The organism is Bradyrhizobium campsiandrae, assembly GCF_014529705.1.
GTDB classification, from domain to species: Bacteria; Pseudomonadota; Alphaproteobacteria; order Rhizobiales; family Xanthobacteraceae; genus Bradyrhizobium; species Bradyrhizobium campsiandrae.
The window spans coordinates 80,879-100,871 of sequence record NZ_JAANIH010000011.1 but is presented as its reverse complement, the minus strand read 5'-3'; the positions used below and the strand labels follow the sequence as shown (position 1 = coordinate 100,871).

The window sequence follows — 19,993 nt, the reverse complement described above, 5'->3', positions numbered from 1 at the left end:
CCTTCGTGCATCAAGGCCACCCGTTTCGCTGCGCTTGAGCCACGCAACGGAGTTGGCAGGCAACGTGCCTTAACTCTGCAACCTCGCCTTCGCGATCCCATCCCGCGCCAGCTGATCCGCGCGTTCGTTCTCGGGATGGCCGGCGTGACCCTTCACCCAATGCCAGCGTACCTGATGCGCCTTGAGCGCCGCATCGAGGCGCTGCCATAGCTCGACGTTCTTGACCGGCTTCTTGTCGGCGGTGCGCCAGCCGTTACGCTTCCAGCCAAAGATCCACCCCGTGATGCCCTGCCGGACATATTGGCTGTCGGTGTAGAGATCGACCGTACACGGCTTCTTCAGCGCTTCCAGCGCGGAGATCGCCGCCATCAATTCCATCTGGTTGTTGGTGGTATGCGGCTGGCCGCCGCACAGCTCCTTTTCCTTGTCGCCGAACTTCAGAATCGCGCCCCAGCCGCCCGGTCCGGGATTCCCGGAGCAGGCGCCATCGGTGAAGATCGTGACGTTGGGAAGCTCACTCACGCGACCAGTCCTGACGGCATCAGCCCGTAGTCACGCGCGCTGGAGACGCTCTGGTGGAAGCGCAGCTTGCGGACGTATTCGAGAGGGTCCTTCGGCTTGACCAGTGCACCGGGCGGCACGTTGAGCCAGTCGACCAGCCGCGTCAGCAGGAAGCGGATCGCTGCTCCCCGCGCCAGCAGCGGCAGCGCGGCCTCCTCCGCCTCGGACAGCTTCCGCACCCGTCCATAGGCATTGAGGAAGGCGCGGGCCTTGGTGACGTTGAAGGAATGATCCGGCTCGAAGCACCAGGCGTTGAGGCAGATCGCGACGTCATAGGCCAGCATGTCGTTGCAGGCAAAGGTGAAGTCGATGATGCCCGAGAGCTTGTCGCCGAGGAAGAAGACGTTGTCGTTGAAGAGGTCGGCGTGGATCACGCCCTCGGGCAGATTGTTCGGCCAGACGCCACCGGAGAGATAATCGAGCTCAGCCGAGAGAAACGCGCGCAGCCCCGGTTGCACCTCGTCGGCACGATCAGCCGCCGCATCGAACAGCGGCCGCCAACCCGCAACCGACAGCGCATTCGCGCGCTTGATCGCAAAGTTCGCGCCGGCCAGATGCATCCGGGCGAGCCCATCGCCCACGCCTGCGCAATGCACAGCGTTCGGCTTGCGCGGCCAGATGCCTTCGAGAAAGGTGATGATCGCGGCGGGTCGCCCCTGCAATTCGAGCAGCGCCTCGCCGTCTTTCGCCTTCACCGGCAGCGGGCAGGTCACGCCGTGCTCGGCGAGATGCGTCATCAGCGCGAGGAAGAATGGCAGGTCGTTCTTCGCCACGCGCTTCTCATAGAGCGTGAGGATGAACGATCCTTTGCTGGTGTGCAGCAGGAAGTTGGTGTTTTCGACGCCCTCGGCGATGCCCTTGTAGGAGAGCAATTCGCCGAGATCGTACTGCTTCAGGAAATCCGCAAGCTCGTCGGCGGCAACGTCGGTGTAGACCGCCATGCAAGATTACTCGGCGGCAGCTTCAGGGCGCACCTGACGCGGCAGCGGGAAGAACTCGTTCTCTTCCGCGGCCGAGACCGTCTCCACATGCAGCGTGTAGCGCTCGGCGAACGCGTCCATGATCTCCTCGACGATCACTTCCGGTGCGGATGCGCCCGCGGTGATGCCGAGGCTGGTGATGTTTCCGAATTTGGTCCAGTCGATGTCGGCGGCGCGCTGCGCCAGCACGGCGATCCTGCACCCCTCGCGCTCGGCGACCTCGCGCAGGCGCTGCGAGTTCGACGAGTTCGGCGCGCCGACCACGATCAAGGCATCAACCACCGGCGCCACCTTCTTCACCGCGAGTTGGCGGTTGGTGGTGGCGTAGCAGATGTCTTCCTTGTGCGGACCGTTGATGTTCGGGAAGCGCTCTTTCAGCAACGCCACGATCTCCGCGGTGTCGTCGATCGACAGCGTGGTCTGGGTCACGAAGGCCAGATTGTTCGGGTCCTTCGGATTGATGGTCTTGGCGTCCTCGGCGGTCTCGATCAGGGTGACCGCGCCGGCCGGCAGCTGGCCGAGCGTACCGACGACTTCAGGGTGATGCGAATGGCCGATCAGGAAGATCTCGCGGCCGCGCTTGAAGTGGATCGCGGCCTCGCGGTGAACCTTGGTCACCAGCGGGCAGGTCGCATCCAGCGAGAACAGATTGCGCGACTGGGCGTCTGCCGGAACCGACTTCGGCACGCCATGGGCCGAAAACACCACCGGCGCGGTGGTGTTTTCCGGAATCTCCGCCAGCTCCTCGACGAAGATGGCGCCCTTCTTTTTCAACCCATCAACGACGTATTTGTTGTGCACAATCTCATGGCGAACATAGACGGGGGCGCCATACTTATCGAGCGCCCGTTCCACGGTGTCGATCGCCCGGACCACCCCGGCGCAGAAGCCGCGGGGAGAACAAAGCACGATCTTGAGGTCTGGTTTGGCTGACATTGAGCGATCTCGGGACCGAATCACCCGTTTCGCCTTCCGGCGGGGGACGGTCGATGGGATGGAAAAGGGCCTAAAACGGTCTGCTTGGACGTCATAGCGACTTGAGAGGGAATTGGGCCCCCTTTCGGGCGCTGTCAAGGCACTATCTATAGCAGAACCATTGCGTGGCTACCCCCTCCCGGCTTATATAGCGGCAATTCCCTGTAATCGCTGATGACCACCGGTTTCGCCTCCTGAGGGGGTGGGCGAAGCACAAAGGAGATTTGCCATGAGCAACGCACCTCTGATGCCCAAGGCGACCGCCGTCTGGCTGCTCGACAACACCGCGCTGACCTTCGACCAAGTCGCCGATTTCACCAAGATGCATCCCCTCGAGGTGCGCGCGATCGCCGACGGCGACGCCGCCCAGGGCATCAAGGGCATGGATCCGCTGTCCAACGGCCAGCTGACCCGCGAGGAGATCGAGAAGGGCGAAAAGAATCCGGACTACCGGCTGCGCCTCCAGGAGAGCAAGGTCGTGCTGCCGCCCCAGCCCAAACGCAAGGGCCCGCGCTACACCCCGGTCTCGCGCCGCCACGAGCGCCCCAGCGCCATCCTCTGGCTGCTGCGCAGCCATCCGGAGCTGAAGGACGCGCAGGTCATGCGCCTGGTTGGCACGACCAAGAGCACGATCGCCAGCGTCCGCGACCGGACCCACTGGAACACGTCCCAGCTGACGCCGATCGACCCGGTGACCCTCGGCCTCTGCTCGCAGATCGAGCTCGATTTCGAAGTGGCGCGTGCGGCCAAGGAAAAGCCGATCGACGCGAACTATGGCGGCGCCACCCTGCTGCCGGCCTCCGAGACCACCAAGAAGGACGAGTACGAGACGTCGGAGAAGTCGAGCGACGACCTCAATGTCGACGCCGTGTTCGCCAAGCTGAAGACCCTCGGCGGCAAGAAACACGAGGAAGAGGAGGAGTAAGGCTCCTTCACTCACTCATCACCAAGTGCAAACGCGGCGGCACAACCCGCCGCGTTTTTTCTTTGTGACTCTGTCACACCCGCAACCGATGGATCACGCGGTGGTCCCGGCCTTCGCCGGGACGACGTCGACCTCAGAACTTGTACGTCACACCGCCGCCGACCAGCCACGGATCGATATGCGCGTTGCCGGTGACGGCCAGCCCGCTCACGGTCGCGGTGTAGTCCGGCCGCAGCCAGAGCTTCTTCACGTCGACGTTGAGGCCCCAGTGCCGGTCGAGCATGTAGTCGAAGCCGAACTGCACGGCGCCGCCCCAGGCATTACTGACGTGAAGAGCGGTGGTCGTGACGGGCCCGACCGGCGGTCCGACGATGACGGCCGGCACGTTGGCGGCCGAGTTGTTGAAGAACACGGTGTAGTTCACGCCGGCGCCGATATAAGGCTTGAACGCGCCGAAATTGTCGAAGTGGTATTGCAGGGTCAGCGTCGGCGGCAGCAGCGTGGTCTTGCCGATCGGCAGGTTCGCGAGCGAGCCGGTGCCGCTGATCGAGTGCCGGGTCACGCCGAGGATCAGCTCGGCCGCGATGTTCTTCGTGAAGAAGTAGCTGATGTCGAGCTCAGGCACCGCCTGATTGCTGATCGAGAGGCCGGAATTCGGCGACGACAGCGACGGCACGCCCGCGACATTGACGGTCGAGCCGCCGGCGTCCGGCAGCACGCCGAGGACGCGCAGACGCACCATCCAGGGATTGAACGCCGCCTCCACCGGCGGTGGTGCCTTCTTGTAGACAGGCAAATCGGCGGCCTGCACCGAGGCAATAGTTCCCGCGAGCATCGCGCCAACCGTCGCGATCCGCGCCAAGCTTCTTATCGTTCCGTCCATATCAACTTCCCCTTCAGCCATCTCGCGCGTCTTTGCGCAACATGAGCGTCAGAGCAGAAAGGGGACGGTGAAGGATTTGACGCCGATCAAATCAGGACTGACGCGACACGATTTGGTCGCAGCGTTGCAGATGTGTCACGAAAAATGCGGGCGCGAGGCCGTGGCGCGGCAATATATTTCCGCCCCCCCTACACGCAAAAGTCACGGCCGCTCGGGATGGTTCAGCATGTATTCGCCGAGGTCGCGCTGGCGACGATCGGCGCGGGCCGTGGCGGCGCTGCGCTGGACGTCCCGGTCCTTCCGGCAGGCCACGTATTCCGGCGAGCCCTGTGCATAGCCGCGGCTCTGGCACACCGCATCGTCGTCGTCACCGCCCATCGCCGTCGGCGTCTGGTAGCGCGCCGAGCAGGCGGAAAGCGCGATGGCAAGGCTCACGCCCATGAGCAGGCGCGTCGCGGTGGCGAGTGGCATACGGAATCCCCTGTTAGCCGGCCCTGTTTAGCGCGGAATGCGGAGAATGTAAGTCACCCGACGCGGTCATTCAGGGCGGTCCGCAGGACCGCTACCGGAATGACAGGCCAGAACCTCAGACCCTCCCCTTCAGCGCCTCTCCGATCTCGTCCAGCGCCTTGGGATCCTCGATCGTGGCCGGCATCGACCAGGTCTCGCCGTCGGCGATCTTCTTGATGGTGCCGCGCAGGATCTTGCCGGAGCGCGTCTTGGGCAGGCGGCCGACGGTGATGGCGAGCTTGAAGGCGGCGACGGGGCCGAGCTTGTCGCGCACCAGAGCGATGATCTCCTTCTCGATCTCGCCGGGAGCGCGTTTCACGCCGGACTTCAGCACCAGGAAGCCGCAGGGAACCTCACCCTTGATCGCATCCTTGACGCCGAGCACGGCGCATTCGGCGACATCGGGATGCGAGGCCAGGATCTCCTCCATGCCGCCAGTGGACAGACGATGGCCGGCGACGTTGATGATGTCGTCGGTGCGGCCCATGACGAAGACATAACCGTCCTCATCCTTGTAGCCGGCGTCCGAGGTTTTGTAGTAGCCAGGGAATTCACTCAAATACGCTTCCTTGAAGCGCGCGTCCTGATTCCACAGCGTCGGCAGGCATCCGGGCGGCATCGGCAGCTTGATGACGATCGAGCCCATGGTGTTGGGACCGACCGGCTTGGCGGCCTCATCGACGACATCGACCTGGTAGCCCGGCATCGGCACCGTCGGCGAGCCGTGCTTGACCGGCAGCAATCCCAAGCCCACCGGATTGCCGGCGATGCACCAGCCAGTCTCGGTCTGCCACCAATGGTCGATGACAGGCACCTTCAGCTGCTGCTCCGCCCATTCCACCGTCGGGGGATCGGCGCGCTCGCCGGCGAGAAACAGGGTACGGAATTTCGACAGATCATATTGCCGGATGAACTTGCCGTCCGGATCCTCTTTGCGGATCGCGCGGAACGCTGTCGGGGCGGTGAACAAGGCCACCGCCTTGTGCTCCGAGATCACGCGCCAGAACGCGCCGGCATTGGGCGTGCCCACCGGTTTGCCCTCATACATGATCGACGTCGCACCATGCAGCAGCGGACCGTAGATGATGTAGCTGTGGCCGACGACCCAGCCGATGTCGGAGCCACACCACCAGACCTCGCCCGGCTTGACGCCATAGAGGTTGAACATCGACCATTTCACGGCAACTAGGTGCCCGCCATTGTCGCGCACGACGCCCTTGGGAATGCCTGTCGTGCCCGAGGTGTAGAGGATATAGAGCGGATCAGTCGCAGCGACCGGCACGCAAGTCGCCTTCTTGCCCTCGTTCATCGCCTTGCGGCGCAGGCTTGCCCAATCATAGTCGCGCTTGGGCGTGAGGTCGCAAACGAGCTGCGGACGCTGCAGCACGATGCAGGCCTTCGGCTTCGCCGATGCCAGCTTGATCGCCTCGTCGAGCAGCGGCTTGTACTGCACGATGCGGCCCGGCTCGATGCCACAGCTCGCGGAGAGAACGAGTTTTGGCTGCGCATCGTCGATGCGGGTGGCCAGTTCCTTCGCCGCAAAGCCGCCGAACACGACCGAATGCACCGCGCCGATGCGCGCGCAGGCGAGCATGGCGACAACCGCCTCCGGCACCATCGGCATATAGATGATGACGCGATCGCCCTTGGCGACGCCGAAATCCTGCATGATGGCGGCGAGCGCCTGCACCTCGGCCAGCAGCTCGGCATAGGTGAGTTTCGTGACCGAATCGGTCAGCGGCGAATCGTGGATCAGCGCGACCTGGTCGGCGCGGCCGCGTTCGACATGCCGGTCGAGCGCATTGTAGCAAGTGTTGACGACACCACCGGTGAACCAGCGGCCATAGACGCCCTGGGCGGGATCGAAGATCTTCCTGGGCGGCTCGATCCAGTCGATCTCCTTCGCCGCCTCGGCCCAGAAACCTTCAGGGTCCGCCAGCGAGCGCGCATGGACCTCATGATAGAGACTCTTCCCCTGGACGTTCATTTCCGCGCTCCCGTTCCCTTTATGGCCTCGCTTTGACCTGACGGAAGGATGTCAGTCCCGCCATGACGGGGATCAAATGCCGACCGTGTTTGAGGGGTATTTTCCCGGGAACTGGCCGCGGTTCAAGCTGAAAAGAAGGCGCAACGAGAGGGGAAGCCACGAGCCTCGCTCTGAATCTGTGGACCCTCCCTAACTTTCCCCGGCAGGGGCGCAATTGGCTCGCGAAAGCAGCTACCCCTCCATCGCATTCAACCGTTGCAACCGGTCCTGCATGACCTTCTTCAGGTCGTAGCCGGGTCGACGGAAGCTGGCATCGCGGATGGCGAGGAACTCGTGCTGGGATTTGCGTAAGGCATCGGCCGCGCGCCGGCTCATCGATTTCAGCACGCGCTCATAGGCTTCGGCGAGCTGGCGGTCGAGCGCGCCCAATTGCGGATCGGCGCAGATCACCTTCTCGACCTCGCGCTTGGCAGAGGCGCAATCGAATGACGGGCCGTTGCCGGAATTGGCGGCCAGCGGCTGCGGCGGCTCGGCGCCGAACTTTGCGATCTCGGCGATCATGGTGCGGCGACCGTCCGCGGCGTTGGCGTTGCCGGGGTCGAGCCGCAGCGCGGTCTCGTAGTCGGCAAGTGCTTTCTTGCGCTCGCCCATCTTGGCATAGAGCACCGCGCGATTGTTGTAGGTCTTCGCGAAACCAGGATCGAGCTTCAGGGCAGCCTCGTAATCACTGAGCGCCGCGCCGAACTCGCCCTTGAACTGGTAGGAATCGCCGCGGTTGGTGAAGAAGTTCGGCCGCGGCGCGAGCCGCAGCGCCTGATCGTAATCGGCGATCGCCTTGTCGTAGTCTTTCAAAGCGGCATAAGACAGTCCGCGATTGTCGTAATACTCCGGCACTTTCGGATCGAGCCTGATCGCCTCGCTGTCGTCGGCGACCGATTTTTCGAGCTGACCGAGCTTCTTGTAGGCCGCCCCGCGATTGGTGTAGCTGCGCGCCCGGCTCGGATCGAGCAGTAAGGCCTGACTAAGGTCGTTGACCGCCCTCTCGTTGTCGCCGTTGAGATAATAGGTCGCGCCGCGGTCAGACCAGGCCTGCGCATAGTCCGGCTTCAGCTTGATCGCCTGATCATAATCGGCGATCGCGCGGTCGAGACGGCGCTGATTGGTATAGGCGACGCCGCGCAGTTCATAGGCTTCGGCATCCTGCGGATCGAGCTCGATCGCCTTGCTGAGATCGGACGTGGCGCGATTGAGATCACCGCCCGCCTCGCGCAGCAGGTCACCGCGCAGCCGCCAGGCGCGCGCGTTCCTGCCATCGAGCGCGATGGCGCGGTCGATATCCCGCAGCGCCTGCGTCAGACCGCCGGAGGTGCGCGCGTTGGCATCGGCCCGAACCAGCAGCGCCGCAACGCGATCGGCCGTTGGATTCGAGCTCTGGTCGATGATGGCGCTGCACGCGGAGATCAGTTCTGACGAAGCGGCTTTGCTGCCGGCTACGCAATCGACGGCTGCAGAGGCCGGCGCCGCCAGCGCGAGGCTGATCGCTGCACCGAGCAGGCCGAGGCGCAAAGAGACCTTGGATATTGGCGCGGGAGAATGCGTGCGCATGCCGAAGCACTCCGTCACATCAGGTTTTCACCGTTGTCGCGGCGGGCGAAGGACCGGTTCAAACCGGGCCCGTCCACGCCGTGACGATCGCGCGCATCTCCAAAATGACGGCATCTCGAGCGCCGAAGAAGCTCAGTACCCGTCCACGCCGTTCAGCTTTTGCAGCCGATCCTGCATCGCCTTCTTCAAATCATATCCGGGCCGGCCGAATCCGGCATTGCGGCGCACGATGAAATCGTCCTGGTCGCGCTGGAGTTTTTTTGCTTCGTCCGCGTTACGCGCTTCCTGGATCACGCGTGCATTGGCGGCATAGACCTCGCGATCAAGATCGGCGAGCTCGCGGTTGGCGCAGATCGCCTTCTCGACCGCGCGGCGTGCGCCGGCGCAATTGAAGCTCGGCTTGCCGGCGACCGCCATCTGCGCGCCGATCCGCTCGAGATCGCGCGCCATCGCCCTGTGATTGGCCTTTGCCTTTTCGTGGTTCGGGTCGATCCGGAGGGCCGCGCCAAAATCCTGCACCGCCTTCGGCTTGTCGCCCTTCTTCAGCCAAAGCTCGCCACGCGCGTTGAAGACATCGGCCAGCGCGGGATCGAGCAGCAGCGCGCGGCTGTCGTCGGCAATGGCGCGGTCGATCTGATCGTGCCGCGCATAAAGCGCGCCGCGCGCGACCAGCGCCTTGATCAGGTCGGGCTTTGCGGTCTTCTCGTTGTCGATGACGGCTGCGCAGGCCGGGCCCGCTTTGTCCATGTCATCGGCCGCGACCGCAGCCAGGCATGTGGCGATATCGACCTGCACGACGGCGGCAGGCTCGCCGCCCGTCGCAGCCTTGGCCGAGCCGGGCCAGAGTGCCGAGAGCATCAGCACGGCGGACAATTGAATGAGTTTTTCGGAACGCATGCTCGCTGCAATCGGAAAGCCTTGCCTAAAGCCCATACTATCCATCATACGGCCCGATTGGTGCTAGCTTGGGGCACCGCTCAATTCGGCTTCGGGGACCAATTTGTCGACATTCGAATGGATCATCGTGCTTCTGCTGGGTGCCGTTGCATTATCGGCGCTGGCGCGGCGGATCAAGGTGCCTTACCCGACGTTTCTTGCCATCGGCGGCGCGTTGATCGCCTTCGTGCCGAACAGCCCGTCCTGGACGCTCGAGCCCGACCTCGCATTGGCGCTTTTTGTCGCACCGGTCCTGCTGGATGCCGCCTTCGACACCTCGCTGCGCGATCTCCGCAACAACTGGGTTCCGGTCTCGACCCTGGTCGTGGCTGCAGTCGGCCTGACCACGGCCGGCGTCGCCTATGTCGCGCATCGGCTGATGCCTGACATGCCTTGGGCCGCGGCGGTCGCGCTCGGGGCGATCGTCGCGCCGCCGGATGCGGCGGCTGCCGTTGCGATCCTGAGCCAGGTCAAGCTGCCCTATCGCATGGTGAAGGTGCTGGAAGGCGAGAGTCTGCTCAACGATGCCAGCGCCCTCTTGATCTATCGTATCGCCGTCGGCGCGGTCGTCACGGAGCATCTGAGCTGGAGTCAGGTCGCACCGACGACGGCGCTGGCTCTGGTCGGCAGCGTCATCGCCGGTCTTGTCGCGGCCCGCCTCATCCCGCCCGTCATGGAGCGCGTGACGGAAGCGCCGAGCGCGATCATCGTTCAATTCGCCACCACTTTCATGATCTGGATCGCCGCCGAGCATCTCGGCCTCTCCGGCATCCTGACCATCGTCGTCTACGCCATCGCGCTTGCGCGCACGGCGGGCGAGCGCATGCCGGCGCGGCTGCGGGTGCCGTCCTACGCGGTGTGGGAAACCACCGTGTTTGTTCTCAACGTCCTCGCTTTCATGCTGATCGGCATGCAGATGCGGCCGATCTGGTCGCGGCTGGAGGTGGACATACGCTGGGAATATTGCGTAGCAGCGGCCTGGATCCTGCTCACGGTGGTGCTGGTGCGGCTGCTCTGGGTGATGTTCTACCGAACCACGCTGCGCCTGCTGATCGCGCACGATATCTACCATCCGAAGGATCCCAAGCAGGTGGCCTCTCCCAAGGGCGGCCTCATCATCTCGTGGTGCGGCATGCGCGGCCTCGTCACGCTCGCCACCGCCTTCGCGCTGCCGGAGAACTTTCCCTATCGCGACTTCATCGTCTTCATCGCCTTCGCGGTGGTGCTGGGATCGCTGATCATCCAGGGGCTGACGCTGCGACCGCTGATCCTCGCCTTCGACCTCAAGGACGACGACCCTGTCGGCATCGAGGTCGCGCGCGCTCGCGCCGCGGCCTATCGCGCCGCGCTCGATGCGATCGAGGACGATCCGTCGGAAGAGGCCGAAATCCTCAGGCTCGAATATCGCGCCATCCTGATGCAGGCCGACGACAATCCGCATGGCGGCATCGCCAACGGTGAACTGCCAGCCGATCCTCTGCGCCGCCGTGCCATCGCGGCCGCGCGCAAGTCGATCTTCGACCTGCGGGCCACCGAAGTGATCGGCGACGACGCGTTTCATCGGATTGAGGAGGAGCTGGACAGGGCGGAGCTGAGCGCCGGCGGATGAACCGGGCGCGGCAGGTCGCCGCTATCTGGGGATGAACCAAACTCCGCCTCCGCAGACTCATTCCAGATGACGACCCTGATCGACGACCGTCGTGTGCGCGCGCGTGATGCGTCGCCCGCACGATATTTTTACCTCCACATGGCGCTGGCCTGCGCGGCCACCGCCTTCCTCGGCTTTGCGCCGACCTATTGGGTGCCGCTTGCCCACCGGACGTTTTCGGCAAGCCCGGTGATTCATTTTCACGGATTCTTGTTCTTTACCTGGACGCTTTATTTCGTGCTGCAGACCTGGCTCGCGGCCTCTGGCCGCGTGGTCAATCACCGCTCGCTCGGGATTGCCGGCGTCTCGCTCGCGACCGCGATGACGATCTTCGGCTTCCTCGCCTCGGTGCATGTGATGCAGCAGTCCGCCGCGCTTGGACAGAAAGCCGCCGGCATCGCCTTCTCGATCGTGCCGATGAGCGGAATCGCGTTCTTCGCAGCGGTATTCGTGCTCGCTATCACCAACACGCGCCGGCCGGAGATCCACAAGCGCCTGATGCTTCTTGCCGCGGTCTCGCTCCTCGATGCCGCGGTCGCGCGCTGGTTCCTGACCTTCCTTGCCCCTCCCGGGCCTCCCGGCCCGCCACCGGTGCCCGTCACCATCGCGCCGGCGGTGGTCGCCTCCCTCCTGCTCGTCGTCGCCATGGTGCGGGACTGGCGTGCCGAGGGCCGCGTGCATCCGGTCTACATCTTCGGCACGCTCGCGTTGCTCGCCGTGAAGGTCCTGAACTGGCCGATCAGCGAGACGGCGGCGTGGCATTCATTTGCCGGCGGGATTCTGGCGCTGGCGCAGTAGCGCTCTTGCCGCCGTCTCGAAGCATTAGTGCCAACCCGTCACCTGAGGCGGCCGCTTCTTCAGCGGCCCTCGAAGGGCGACGCCCGGCTGCAGCTTGGCCGTTCATCCTTCGAGGCTCCCGGCGCGATGCTCCGCATCGCGCCACTCGCACCTCGGGATGACGGGGCAACAGCTGCGTATCAAGCCCCCGCCTTGCAGGTGATCCCGCCGTCGACCACGAGCTCGATCCCGGTGACATATTTCGACTCGTCCGACGCCAGAAACAGCGCGGCATTGGCGACGTCGAAGGCATCGCCCATGTGACCCATCGGCACCTGCGCATCGCGGGCGCGCCACATCGCTTCGACATCGCCCTTGGCGTAGCTGTTGGCGAGGCCCGCGGAATGCTCGACCATCGGCGTCTTCATCAGGCCGGGCAGGATCGCGTTGACCCTCACATGATGGCGCGCGAACTCGATCGCCGTGGTGCGCGTCATCTGGTTCATCGCCGCCTTCGAGGTGCCGTAGGTCACGTAGGAAATGCCCATGTGGCGGATCGAGGCGATCGAGGAAATGTTGATGATCGAGCCGCCACCCTGCTTCACCATGACAGGGATGACGTGCTTCATGGCGAAATAGGCGCTCTTGAGATTGACCGAGAAGACGCGGTCCCAGCTCTCCTCGCTGACCTCGACCACGCTGCCCATCTCGGCGATGCCGACATTGTTGTCGAGCACGTCGATGCGGCCATAGGTCTTGAGGCATGCGGCGACCATCGCCTCGATCTCGGCGTGCCGGGAGACGTCGGCGGTGAAGGCAGTCGCCTTGCCGCCTTCGCCGGTGATGATCTTCGCGGTCTCCTCGGCCGCGGCGCCGTTGCGGTCGACGCAAAAGACTTGCGCGCCCTCGCGTGCAAACGTCACCGCAGTCGCCTTGCCGTTGCCCCAGCCAGGCCCGATCGAACCGGCGCCCACCACCATCGCAACCTTGCCCTTGAGCCGGTCCATCGCGTGTCTCCCTTATTTCTGCTGTTCGTCGCAGATGCTCATCGTCGTGACGTTAGCACCGATGGGATGGCCGACAATCTCCGAAAGCGTCCGGCAGCTTCCATCATGGCATAGCCGCCATTCCCCTGCCGCGCCGGAATTGCCGAGCACCACTTCCGCCATCGGTGCGCGCGCGGGCCTCCATTGAAACCAGCCATCGACGAGCCGAGCCTCGGGCGGCGGCTCCATGCCGGGGCCGGTGCCCTTGACGCGGGCCTGCATCAGTTCGAGACCATCAGGCGTGACGCGCCAATCCTCCTGCCACTCGACCTTTGCGATCGAATGCGTCCATGCGAGCGTGAACGCTGACAGCGCCAGCGCCTTGATGCCGCCGGCTGTCGCGAAGCAGAGGCTCACGCGGCCTCGATCGCGGCCGGCGGACGCTGCCGCCACTGCCACAGCACCAGCGCTGCGGAGAGCACGAAGCCGGCGGTGTCGCTGAACGGGAAATCGCCGAGCAGGCAGAACGCGGCGCCCAGCGCGACCAGGCGCTCGATGATCGCCAGCCGCGTGAACAGGAAACCGATCGCAACCATGCCGAACAGTGCGATTGCGACCAGCGCCTTGAAGGTCGCGAGCGCGACCGCGCCGTAGAAGCCGAGCTTGGCCGCCATGGGATCGCCGGCCTGGAGCATCAAGGCCGGCGAATAGACGAAGATGAAGGGGATGACGTAACCGGCCAGCGCGATGCGCATCGCCTCCCAGCCGATCCTGTCCGGATTCTCCTTCGCGATCGGCGCGGCCGCGAGCGCGGCGAGCGCAACCGGCGGCGAGAGGTCGGCCATGATGCCGTAATAGAAGGCGAACATGTGGCTCGCGATCAGCGGCACGCCGAGCTTGGCCAGCGCAGGCGCGGCCAGCGCGGCGGTGATGATGTAGGTCGGAATGGTCGGGATGCCGGTGCCAAGCAGGATCGACAGCAGCATGGTCATGATCAGCGCCAGGAACAGGCTCTTCTCGCCGAGGCCGATGACCCAGCTGCCAAAGATGGTGCCCACACCCGTCTGCGACATCATGCCGATGATGACACCAACGATGGCGCAGGCCATGCCGACGGTGATGGCGGACTTTGCGCTTTCCGCAAGTGAATCCCGGCAGGCACGAAGTGCCGCCATCCCGCCGCGGATGAAGGCGGTGATCACGATCAGGCCGACCACGACGCTCGCGACCGGCACGATCTGGAGGCCGTCGCGCGACAGCGCGGCGACGACGAGCGCAAGCCCGACCCAGAAGATCGTGCGGATGACCACGGACGGCGCGCCGGCCGTGATGCTGGCGCCGAGGATCAGCGTCACCGTGAGCGCGAGGCCCATGCTGCCGGCATAGAGCGGGGTAAAGCCCTCGAACAGCATGTAGACGAGAGCGGCGAGCGGCAGCACGAGGTACCAGCGGGTCACCAGGGCTTTCCAGGCGCTGGGGATCTCCGAACGTTTCATGCCGACGAGACCGTGCTTGCCGGCTTCGAGATGCACCATCCAGAATGCGGAGGCGAAATACAGCACCGCCGGGATCGCGGCCGCCTTCACGATCTCCGAGTACTGGACGCCGAGCGTCTCCGCCATGATGAAGGCGACCGCGCCCATCACCGGCGGCATGATCTGGCCGCCCATCGAGGCGGTCGCCTCGACGCCGGCGGCGAAGGCGCGGCGGTAGCCGAACCTGATCATGAGGGGAATGGTGAACTGCCCGACGGTGACGACGTTGGCAACGCCCGAGCCGGAGATCGTGCCCATCATGCCGGAGGCGAACACGGCAACCTTGGCCGGTCCGCCGCGGGTCCGGCCAAACAGCCCGAGAGAAACATCGGTGAACAGCTGGATCATGCCGGCGCGCTCCAGGAACGAGCCGAACAGGATGAACAGGAAGATGTAGGTCGCCGAGACGTAGATCGGCACGCCGTAGAAGCCCTCGGTGCCGTAGGACAAATGCGTGACGATCTGGTCGAAATCATAGCCGCGATGATTGAGCGGCGACGGCAGATATTGTCCGAAGAACCAGTAGAGCAGACACGCGCCGCACATCAGCGGCAGCGCCGCGCCCATCAGGCGCCGCGTGCCCTCGAAGATCAGGACTGCGAGCAGCGTCCCCACGGCCAGATCAAGTTTTGTCGGATCGCCATCGCGCGCGATCAGATCGGCATAAAAGATCCACTGATAGAGCCCACAGAAGAAGCCGGCTGCGCCGATCACCCAGCCGAGCGCGCGGCCGGCATTGCTCCTGGCGGTGAAATTGGCGATCAGGCCGAACGTGAGCAGGATTAGGAAGCCGACATGGACCCCGCGCACCACCTGGCTCGGCAGATAGTTGAAGGCAGCGACATAGAGCTGGAAGGTCGCAAAGGCGATGCCGATCCAGTAGGCGAGCGCGCCCCACCAGCCTGGGCCAAAGCCTTCCGGAAAACCGTGCTCGAAATTGTCGAACTCGACCTTGATGGGCTCTGCGGTGCCCTCTGCCTGCAACATCGATATTTCCCCCCGCCCTGAATATGTCATGCCCGGGCTTGACCCGGGCATCCATCGAAAAACGACATCTTCAATGATGGATGGCCAGGTCAAGCCGGCCATGACGAGTGTCCTACTTGATCAGCCCTTTTTCCCTGTAATAGCGGATCGCGCCGGGATGCAGCGGGATCGGGCTGCCGGTCGCCGCCGTCTCGAGCTTGATCTCCTTGCCGGCCGCATGCGCGTTGGCGAGCTCGGGCAGCGACTCGTAGACCAGTTTCGTCATCTGATAGGCGAGGTCGTCGGACACGGCTGAACTGGTGACGAGATAGTTGACCACGGCCGCGGTCGGCACGTCCTTGTCCTGGCCGGTATAGGTGTTGGCCGGAATGACCGCCGAGATGAAGGGCGGGCCGATCTTGTCGACGGTCTCCTTCGGCACGGCCACGACGTTGATGGCGGCCGAGGTCGAGAGATCCTTGAGCGAGGCGACGCCGAGGCCGGCCGATTGCAGCGTCGCACCCAGCTGGCGGTTCTTCATGAGATCGACGGATTCGGCGAACGGCAGATATTCGACCTTGCCGAGATCCTTGTAGGTCATGCCGGCGGCGGCCAGGATCGCGCGCGAGTTCAGCTCGGTGCCCGACTTCGGCGCGCCGACCGACAGGCTCTTGCCCTTGAGGTCGGCGAGCGTCTTGATGCCGCTTTCGGCGGTGGCGACGATCTGGATGTAATTCGGGTAGATCGCGCCGATGGTCCTGAGCTTGTCGAGCTTGGTCTTGAAGCCGGCTTCCTCGTCGCCGTCCCAGGCGGCTTTCAGCGAGTCGCCCAGCGTGAACGCCAGCTCGCCGCGGCCCTGCTGCAGCAGGATGAGATTTTCGACCGACGCCTTGGTGGCCTGCACCTGCGTCTTCACGTTCGGAATCTTGTCGCCGTAGATCTTTCCGATCGCGACCCCGAGTGGGTAGTAGACGCCGGAGGTGCCGCCGGTCAGTACGTTGATGAAGGATTGCGCGTGCGCGCAAGGCGCCGAGGCCGCCAGCGCCAAAGCCGCGGCCGCGCCGAAAATCGTCCGTTTCATGGTTGTTATTCTCCCCAAACCGGCGGCGAAATTGGCCGGATGAAGGATGCGGGTCAAGCCATCCAAAAGGCAAAACAGGGCTGCGGACGCGCCTGTTTTCGCTGGGTTTTGAGGGAACCTGGCGGGTGCGGCGAGGTGGCGCAGCCAGATCACCGGCTTGCGCCACATCGCCGCGAGAGAGCCGTCACCGCCAAGCCGTTACTGGAACGTCATGTCCAGGCACTTGGAGATGTCGGAGCCGAGGCCAGAGGAGATGGTGATGCAGCCGCGGATCTTCTGCGCGGTCATGTCGGCGGCCCAGACCGAATAGCCGCCGGGGCCGAAGAACGAGTTGGTGTTCGGCGGCTCGGTCTCGGTCGCATCGAAATCATAATGGCCGTCGGTCTCGAAGATGCGCGGCTTCTTGGTGCAGCCACCATCGGTCTGGACGTTGATGACTTCCTTGTTGTCGCGGGTCAGGGCCAAAGAGACCTGGCAGCGGAAATATTCCGAGGTCCTGGTGTTGAAGAGATAGGTGTAGGACTTGCAGGTCGCGGTGTTGAGCTTGCCCGGCGCAAGGCCGCGGCTGCACGAAATTCGCTGGTTGTGGCTGAGCTGGTAGTCATCGGCCCGGGCAGCCGGCACGAGCGCCGTCAGCGACATCAAGGCAACCCAGCAAAATGTAATGACATGGCGCATTCGAATCATCCCACCCAATATCTTTGTCGTGTTGCGTTCTAGACTGAAAGCGGAACATAGTCGCGAGGGGACGAGGGGAAAATCACAAACTGCTGGCCGAGACGTGATGCGCCGCGGCGTCATCGCGGATTGACCCGGAAATACCGTTCGTGATTTGTTCGACAGCGCGCCCCACCATGGGGAGGATGGATGATGGCATTTTCAATCAAGACATTTGCACTGGCAGCCGCATTCGGCGCATTCGCGGCACCCGCCTTGGCACAGACCGAGGCGACGCCCTGGGAGCTCAAGCCCGATATGGGCTACGCCTATGACAAGGAGGGCAAGACGTTCTCCTACAAGATGGGCACCAGCAATGCCGGCGAACTGCTGAAGGGCGCCAAGAAGGTGCCGAAGGGCACGCTGTTCTTCATCGGCCACAACGGCCAGCTCTACATGCGCAGCGGGCAATATCTGGAAGGCGACGGCAAGTTCAAGTTCGGGCCGGATCAGTAGGGGCTGCGATTACGGTGCGCTCCCTCGCCCCGTTCTTGCGGGGAGAGGCGAAGAGGCAGCGTCCTAAAACGCCGCCGCCAGCTCCCTGGCGCCGGCGTTGTTGCTGTTCGAGTCCATCCGCGCATCCGTCACCGCCAGCAGCTTCGCCACCGTATTGTGGCGGATCGCGACCGGGTTGCGCTCGTAGCCGCCGCGCTGGAAGAAGTTCGAGGTCGGCACCTGCTCGCGCATCGCCTGCGGCATCGTCACCATGTCGAGCCCGGTGCCGTCGCCGGTGAGGTTCATCATTTCGAGCTCTGCCGCGGTGAGCGGACGGGTGTAGCCCTTGGCGCGGGCGAACAGCACCGAGGTCAGGAGCTTGTGGGTCTGCAGCATCGGCCCGACATCGACATCGAGCACCATCGCATGCATGGCCCAGCCCTGCGCGGTGTCGCCGATCTTCTCGTGCTCCGACCAGGTGTCGGGCACCGACTTCGCATGCGCCACCATCTTCTTCAGCACGACCAGCTTGTGCTCGAGCGACTGGCGCGCCGGACCCGAGGTGCGCGCGACTTTGTCCGAGAGCGCGCGGATGAACTCATGGCCCTGCTCGGCCAGCAGTTCGACGCTGTTGGTGGTGAGCAGTTGGTTGTAGCCCATCGCGGTCGAGATCGCGCGCTTGCCGCCATGCTCGATGCCCGCCTGCACGTCGTAATTGCCGGTGCCGCCCGTTTCGAACGAGTAGACCCGCACCGCCTGCTCACGCGTCAGCCCCGAGGCGAGCGCGTAGCGCGCATAGGCGCGCTTGAACTCGGCCTCACTGGTCGGACGCTGCGGGGTGAATTGATAGAGATCCTGCGCGGCGCGCAAGAGATCGGAGACCACCGGCAACGGCTTGCGCGGCGGTCGCTCCGGCGTTTCCTCCGGCTCCGGATTCACCGGCCGCTTCGGCCCGGTATAAACAGGCGGCTGTTCCAGCACGTAATCGTCGAGCGTGATCTGCTGCCCGCTGCGCCGTTTGGCATTGCGGCCTTTGCGCTTCTCCGAGACCTGGCTCCAATAGGCAGCGGCCTCCTGGTCAAAGGCGCCCCTGATAGCCTGATACTCGGCAAGCTTGCGGCGATATTCGAGCACGGCCGGCGAGGCACCACCTTGCGCAAAAAACTGCGACAGCAGCTGGGCGTTGGCATTGCCGACGGCCGGCGGCAGTGCGTCGGACTCGCCGCCACGCGCGGCGGGAACGAGCAGGACGAGCGCGAGTGGAACCAGCGCCAGTTTCTTTCGAATCGAATGATGCATGCTGCCCTCTTAGCAGGCATCCGGTAACCGGCACGTTAACGCGCCGTTTACCATCATTTCCAGGCGAATACAGGCTGTTCCAGGTCGGTGACGCGGGTCTGACGCCCCGCCAGCACCTCGCGGAACTGGTAGATCAGCGCCGCCGTCGGTGCGTGGATCAAGCTCATCTGGTGATGGAAGCGGATCACGCGACGGCTGCTTTCGGGGATCGCGGCAAAGTCGAACGCATCATTGCGCTCGATCGCGTCGAGCGCGATGCGGTGAACCGAGGCGACCTCGTCGGGGTTCGGGACGATGGCGTCGCTCGCGGCAGCCCAGACCACGACCGGCGTGATCAGATAGCCCGAGCGCGTCGGATAATCGTCGAGCAGGCCGAGCACGGCGTCGGCCGAAAGCGTGAGCGCGAGCTCCTCGTCGAGCTCGCGCAGCGCTGCCTCGACCGGGGTCTCCCCGGCGTCGCAGCGGCCGCCCGGCAACGCCCATTGACCGCGGTGCGAGCGCAAACTCGATGCGCGCCGCGTCAGCAGAAACGCGGTGTCGTCGCCGTCATCGGCTGCGGTCAGCGCCAGCACCACCGCGGCGCGCTTCAGCGCCGACGGCTCGGCGGCATCGGGCAGCCGCGCGAAGGCCGCGCAAGCCTCTGCGATATTCCGTCTGGTGGCATCGCCAAAAGGTCTCATGATGCTTGACTACACCAGGACCGCATCTGATGAAACGAGGAGAGATGGCCTGCCAAGGATGGACGGAGAGATGATCGACAAGACCGCCGCAAGGCTCAAATCAGACGGCTGGACCATCGTCGACACCAGCGGCTTCATCCATCTGATCGGCCCGCTCTGGGAGCGCAAGGTCGCCGGTCACTATGAATTCGCGCTGGGCACCGAAGACAAGCACCACAACCGTCGCGGCATGGTGCAGGGCGGCGTCATGATGACCTTCGCCGACCGCACCTGCGGCATGACCGCTCGCTACGAGACCGGCAAGCACTACATGGCGACCGTGCAGCTCGACACCCATTTCGTCGAGGCCGGCAAGATCGGCGACATCCTGATCTCCCGCCCCCGCGTGGTCCGCACCACGCGCAGCCTGATCTTCATGAGTACCGAGGTGACGGTGGACGATCGCTGCGTGGTGATGGCCAATGGCGTGTTCAAGATCCTGAAGGGGCCGGAATAGTCGCGCGCTCA

20 protein-coding genes are annotated in these 19,993 nt (G+C 64.4%); 5 read left to right on the top strand and 15 right to left on the bottom strand.

The window, feature by feature from the left end; genetic code table 11:
- Positions 1-69: 69 nt before the first annotated feature.
- From rnhA to ispH, 3 genes are read right to left on the bottom strand one after another with little or no spacing between them, the layout of a single operon-like run.
- Positions 70-522, bottom strand: a complete 453-nt coding sequence (gene rnhA, locus G8O24_RS10625; protein ID WP_188098915.1) for a ribonuclease HI — start codon at positions 520-522, stop codon at positions 70-72.
- Positions 519-1,502 (bottom strand): homoserine kinase, encoded by a 984-nt coding sequence (locus G8O24_RS10620; RefSeq protein ID WP_188098913.1) that lies wholly within the window; start codon positions 1,500-1,502, stop codon positions 519-521. Before G8O24_RS10620 ends, rnhA begins: the two co-directional genes overlap by 4 nt.
- A 6-nt stretch (positions 1,503-1,508) precedes the next feature.
- Positions 1,509-2,477 (bottom strand): 4-hydroxy-3-methylbut-2-enyl diphosphate reductase, encoded by a 969-nt coding sequence (gene ispH / locus G8O24_RS10615; protein WP_188098911.1) that lies wholly within the window; start codon positions 2,475-2,477, stop codon positions 1,509-1,511.
- Positions 2,478-2,745: 268 nt separating this feature from the next.
- Between ispH and G8O24_RS10610 the strand changes: the two genes are divergently transcribed.
- Positions 2,746-3,441: a DUF1013 domain-containing protein gene (locus G8O24_RS10610; protein ID WP_188098909.1), complete on the top strand. Its 696-nt coding sequence runs from the start codon at positions 2,746-2,748 to the stop codon at positions 3,439-3,441.
- A gap of 133 nt (positions 3,442-3,574) precedes the next feature.
- Here G8O24_RS10610 and G8O24_RS10605 read toward each other — a convergent pair whose 3' ends face one another.
- From G8O24_RS10605 to G8O24_RS10585, 5 genes are all read right to left on the bottom strand, one after another.
- Entirely contained in the window at positions 3,575-4,324 is a 750-nt protein-coding gene (locus tag G8O24_RS10605; protein ID WP_188098907.1) for an OmpW/AlkL family protein, read from the bottom strand.
- A gap of 201 nt (positions 4,325-4,525) precedes the next feature.
- Complete coding sequence (locus tag G8O24_RS10600) at positions 4,526-4,795, bottom strand: hypothetical protein (RefSeq protein ID WP_188098905.1); 270 nt, start codon at positions 4,793-4,795, stop codon at positions 4,526-4,528.
- Between the two features lie 115 nt (positions 4,796-4,910).
- The gene (locus G8O24_RS10595; protein WP_188098903.1) at positions 4,911-6,821 is read right to left on the bottom strand and encodes a propionyl-CoA synthetase; all 1,911 of its coding nucleotides are present in this window, start codon (positions 6,819-6,821) and stop codon (positions 4,911-4,913) included.
- Between the two features lie 231 nt (positions 6,822-7,052).
- The gene (locus G8O24_RS10590; protein WP_188098901.1) at positions 7,053-8,426 is read right to left on the bottom strand and encodes a tetratricopeptide repeat protein; all 1,374 of its coding nucleotides are present in this window, start codon (positions 8,424-8,426) and stop codon (positions 7,053-7,055) included.
- Positions 8,427-8,558: 132 nt separating this feature from the next.
- A complete protein-coding gene (locus tag G8O24_RS10585) occupies positions 8,559-9,323 on the bottom strand; it encodes a tetratricopeptide repeat protein (protein ID WP_188098899.1) in 765 nt (254 codons plus the stop codon).
- Between the two features lie 103 nt (positions 9,324-9,426).
- Here G8O24_RS10585 and G8O24_RS10580 point away from each other — a divergent pair, with 103 nt between their 5' ends.
- Both G8O24_RS10580 and G8O24_RS10575 read left to right on the top strand, forming a co-directional pair.
- Complete coding sequence (locus tag G8O24_RS10580) at positions 9,427-10,971, top strand: cation:proton antiporter (RefSeq protein WP_188098897.1); 1,545 nt, start codon at positions 9,427-9,429, stop codon at positions 10,969-10,971.
- A 66-nt stretch (positions 10,972-11,037) separates the two neighbouring features.
- Positions 11,038-11,808 (top strand): hypothetical protein, encoded by a 771-nt coding sequence (locus tag G8O24_RS10575; RefSeq protein ID WP_188098895.1) that lies wholly within the window; start codon positions 11,038-11,040, stop codon positions 11,806-11,808.
- A gap of 179 nt (positions 11,809-11,987) precedes the next feature.
- Here G8O24_RS10575 and G8O24_RS10570 read toward each other — a convergent pair whose 3' ends face one another.
- The 5 genes from G8O24_RS10570 to G8O24_RS10550 form a co-directional block, all read right to left on the bottom strand.
- Positions 11,988-12,794, bottom strand: coding sequence for an SDR family NAD(P)-dependent oxidoreductase (locus tag G8O24_RS10570; RefSeq protein WP_188098893.1), 807 nt, complete (start codon positions 12,792-12,794; stop codon positions 11,988-11,990).
- 12 nt (positions 12,795-12,806) lie between these two features.
- Positions 12,807-13,190 carry a DUF1850 domain-containing protein gene (locus G8O24_RS10565; protein ID WP_311972226.1) on the bottom strand — a complete coding sequence of 128 codons (384 nt, stop codon included), beginning with the start codon at positions 13,188-13,190 and terminating at the stop codon, positions 12,807-12,809.
- Positions 13,187-15,295: a TRAP transporter permease gene (locus tag G8O24_RS10560; protein ID WP_188098889.1), complete on the bottom strand. Its 2,109-nt coding sequence runs from the start codon at positions 15,293-15,295 to the stop codon at positions 13,187-13,189. Before G8O24_RS10560 ends, G8O24_RS10565 begins: the two co-directional genes overlap by 4 nt.
- Before the next feature lie 112 nt (positions 15,296-15,407).
- Positions 15,408-16,355 (bottom strand): TAXI family TRAP transporter solute-binding subunit, encoded by a 948-nt coding sequence (locus G8O24_RS10555; protein ID WP_188098887.1) that lies wholly within the window; start codon positions 16,353-16,355, stop codon positions 15,408-15,410.
- A 198-nt stretch (positions 16,356-16,553) separates the two neighbouring features.
- The gene (locus tag G8O24_RS10550) at positions 16,554-17,033 is read right to left on the bottom strand and encodes a hypothetical protein (protein WP_188098885.1); all 480 of its coding nucleotides are present in this window, start codon (positions 17,031-17,033) and stop codon (positions 16,554-16,556) included.
- A gap of 192 nt (positions 17,034-17,225) precedes the next feature.
- On the opposite strand from G8O24_RS10550, the gene G8O24_RS10545 reads away from it, so the two are divergent.
- The gene (locus G8O24_RS10545) at positions 17,226-17,528 is read left to right on the top strand and encodes a hypothetical protein (RefSeq protein WP_188099032.1); all 303 of its coding nucleotides are present in this window, start codon (positions 17,226-17,228) and stop codon (positions 17,526-17,528) included.
- A 63-nt stretch (positions 17,529-17,591) separates the two neighbouring features.
- On the opposite strand, the gene G8O24_RS10540 is transcribed toward G8O24_RS10545, so the two are convergent.
- Together G8O24_RS10540 and G8O24_RS10535 are read right to left on the bottom strand one after the other, a co-directional pair.
- Positions 17,592-18,806, bottom strand: a complete 1,215-nt coding sequence (locus tag G8O24_RS10540) for a hypothetical protein (RefSeq protein WP_188098883.1) — start codon at positions 18,804-18,806, stop codon at positions 17,592-17,594.
- A 53-nt stretch (positions 18,807-18,859) separates the two neighbouring features.
- Positions 18,860-19,486, bottom strand: a complete 627-nt coding sequence (locus tag G8O24_RS10535) for an NUDIX hydrolase (protein WP_188098881.1) — start codon at positions 19,484-19,486, stop codon at positions 18,860-18,862.
- 70 nt (positions 19,487-19,556) lie between these two features.
- On the opposite strand from G8O24_RS10535, the gene G8O24_RS10530 reads away from it, so the two are divergent.
- Positions 19,557-19,982, top strand: a complete 426-nt coding sequence (locus G8O24_RS10530) for a PaaI family thioesterase (protein WP_244645813.1) — start codon at positions 19,557-19,559, stop codon at positions 19,980-19,982.
- Positions 19,983-19,993: the final 11 nt, after the last annotated feature.

Excerpts from the sequence above, each read along its gene's own strand:
- G8O24_RS10575 (WP_188098895.1), top strand. The coding sequence starts at position 11,038 with ATGACGACCCTGATCGACGACCGTCGTGTGCGCGCGCGTGATGCGTCG.
- ispH (WP_188098911.1), bottom strand. The coding sequence starts at position 2,477 with ATGTCAGCCAAACCAGACCTCAAGATCGTGCTTTGTTCTCCCCGCGGC.
- G8O24_RS10570 (WP_188098893.1), bottom strand. The coding sequence starts at position 12,794 with ATGGACCGGCTCAAGGGCAAGGTTGCGATGGTGGTGGGCGCCGGTTCG.
- G8O24_RS10605 (WP_188098907.1), bottom strand. The coding sequence starts at position 4,324 with ATGGACGGAACGATAAGAAGCTTGGCGCGGATCGCGACGGTTGGCGCG.
- G8O24_RS10545 (WP_188099032.1), top strand. The coding sequence starts at position 17,226 with ATGGCATTTTCAATCAAGACATTTGCACTGGCAGCCGCATTCGGCGCA.
- G8O24_RS10555 (WP_188098887.1), bottom strand. The coding sequence starts at position 16,355 with ATGAAACGGACGATTTTCGGCGCGGCCGCGGCTTTGGCGCTGGCGGCC.
- G8O24_RS10595 (WP_188098903.1), bottom strand. The coding sequence starts at position 6,821 with ATGAACGTCCAGGGGAAGAGTCTCTATCATGAGGTCCATGCGCGCTCG.
- G8O24_RS10530 (WP_244645813.1), top strand. The coding sequence starts at position 19,557 with ATGATCGACAAGACCGCCGCAAGGCTCAAATCAGACGGCTGGACCATC.
- G8O24_RS10590 (WP_188098901.1), bottom strand. The coding sequence starts at position 8,426 with ATGCGCACGCATTCTCCCGCGCCAATATCCAAGGTCTCTTTGCGCCTC.
- G8O24_RS10535 (WP_188098881.1), bottom strand. The coding sequence starts at position 19,486 with ATGAGACCTTTTGGCGATGCCACCAGACGGAATATCGCAGAGGCTTGC.
- G8O24_RS10620 (WP_188098913.1), bottom strand. The coding sequence starts at position 1,502 with ATGGCGGTCTACACCGACGTTGCCGCCGACGAGCTTGCGGATTTCCTG.
- G8O24_RS10585 (WP_188098899.1), bottom strand. The coding sequence starts at position 9,323 with ATGCGTTCCGAAAAACTCATTCAATTGTCCGCCGTGCTGATGCTCTCG.
- G8O24_RS10550 (WP_188098885.1), bottom strand. The coding sequence starts at position 17,033 with ATGCGCCATGTCATTACATTTTGCTGGGTTGCCTTGATGTCGCTGACG.
- G8O24_RS10540 (WP_188098883.1), bottom strand. The coding sequence starts at position 18,806 with ATGCATCATTCGATTCGAAAGAAACTGGCGCTGGTTCCACTCGCGCTC.
- G8O24_RS10560 (WP_188098889.1), bottom strand. The coding sequence starts at position 15,295 with ATGTTGCAGGCAGAGGGCACCGCAGAGCCCATCAAGGTCGAGTTCGAC.
- G8O24_RS10600 (WP_188098905.1), bottom strand. The coding sequence starts at position 4,795 with ATGCCACTCGCCACCGCGACGCGCCTGCTCATGGGCGTGAGCCTTGCC.
- G8O24_RS10610 (WP_188098909.1), top strand. The coding sequence starts at position 2,746 with ATGAGCAACGCACCTCTGATGCCCAAGGCGACCGCCGTCTGGCTGCTC.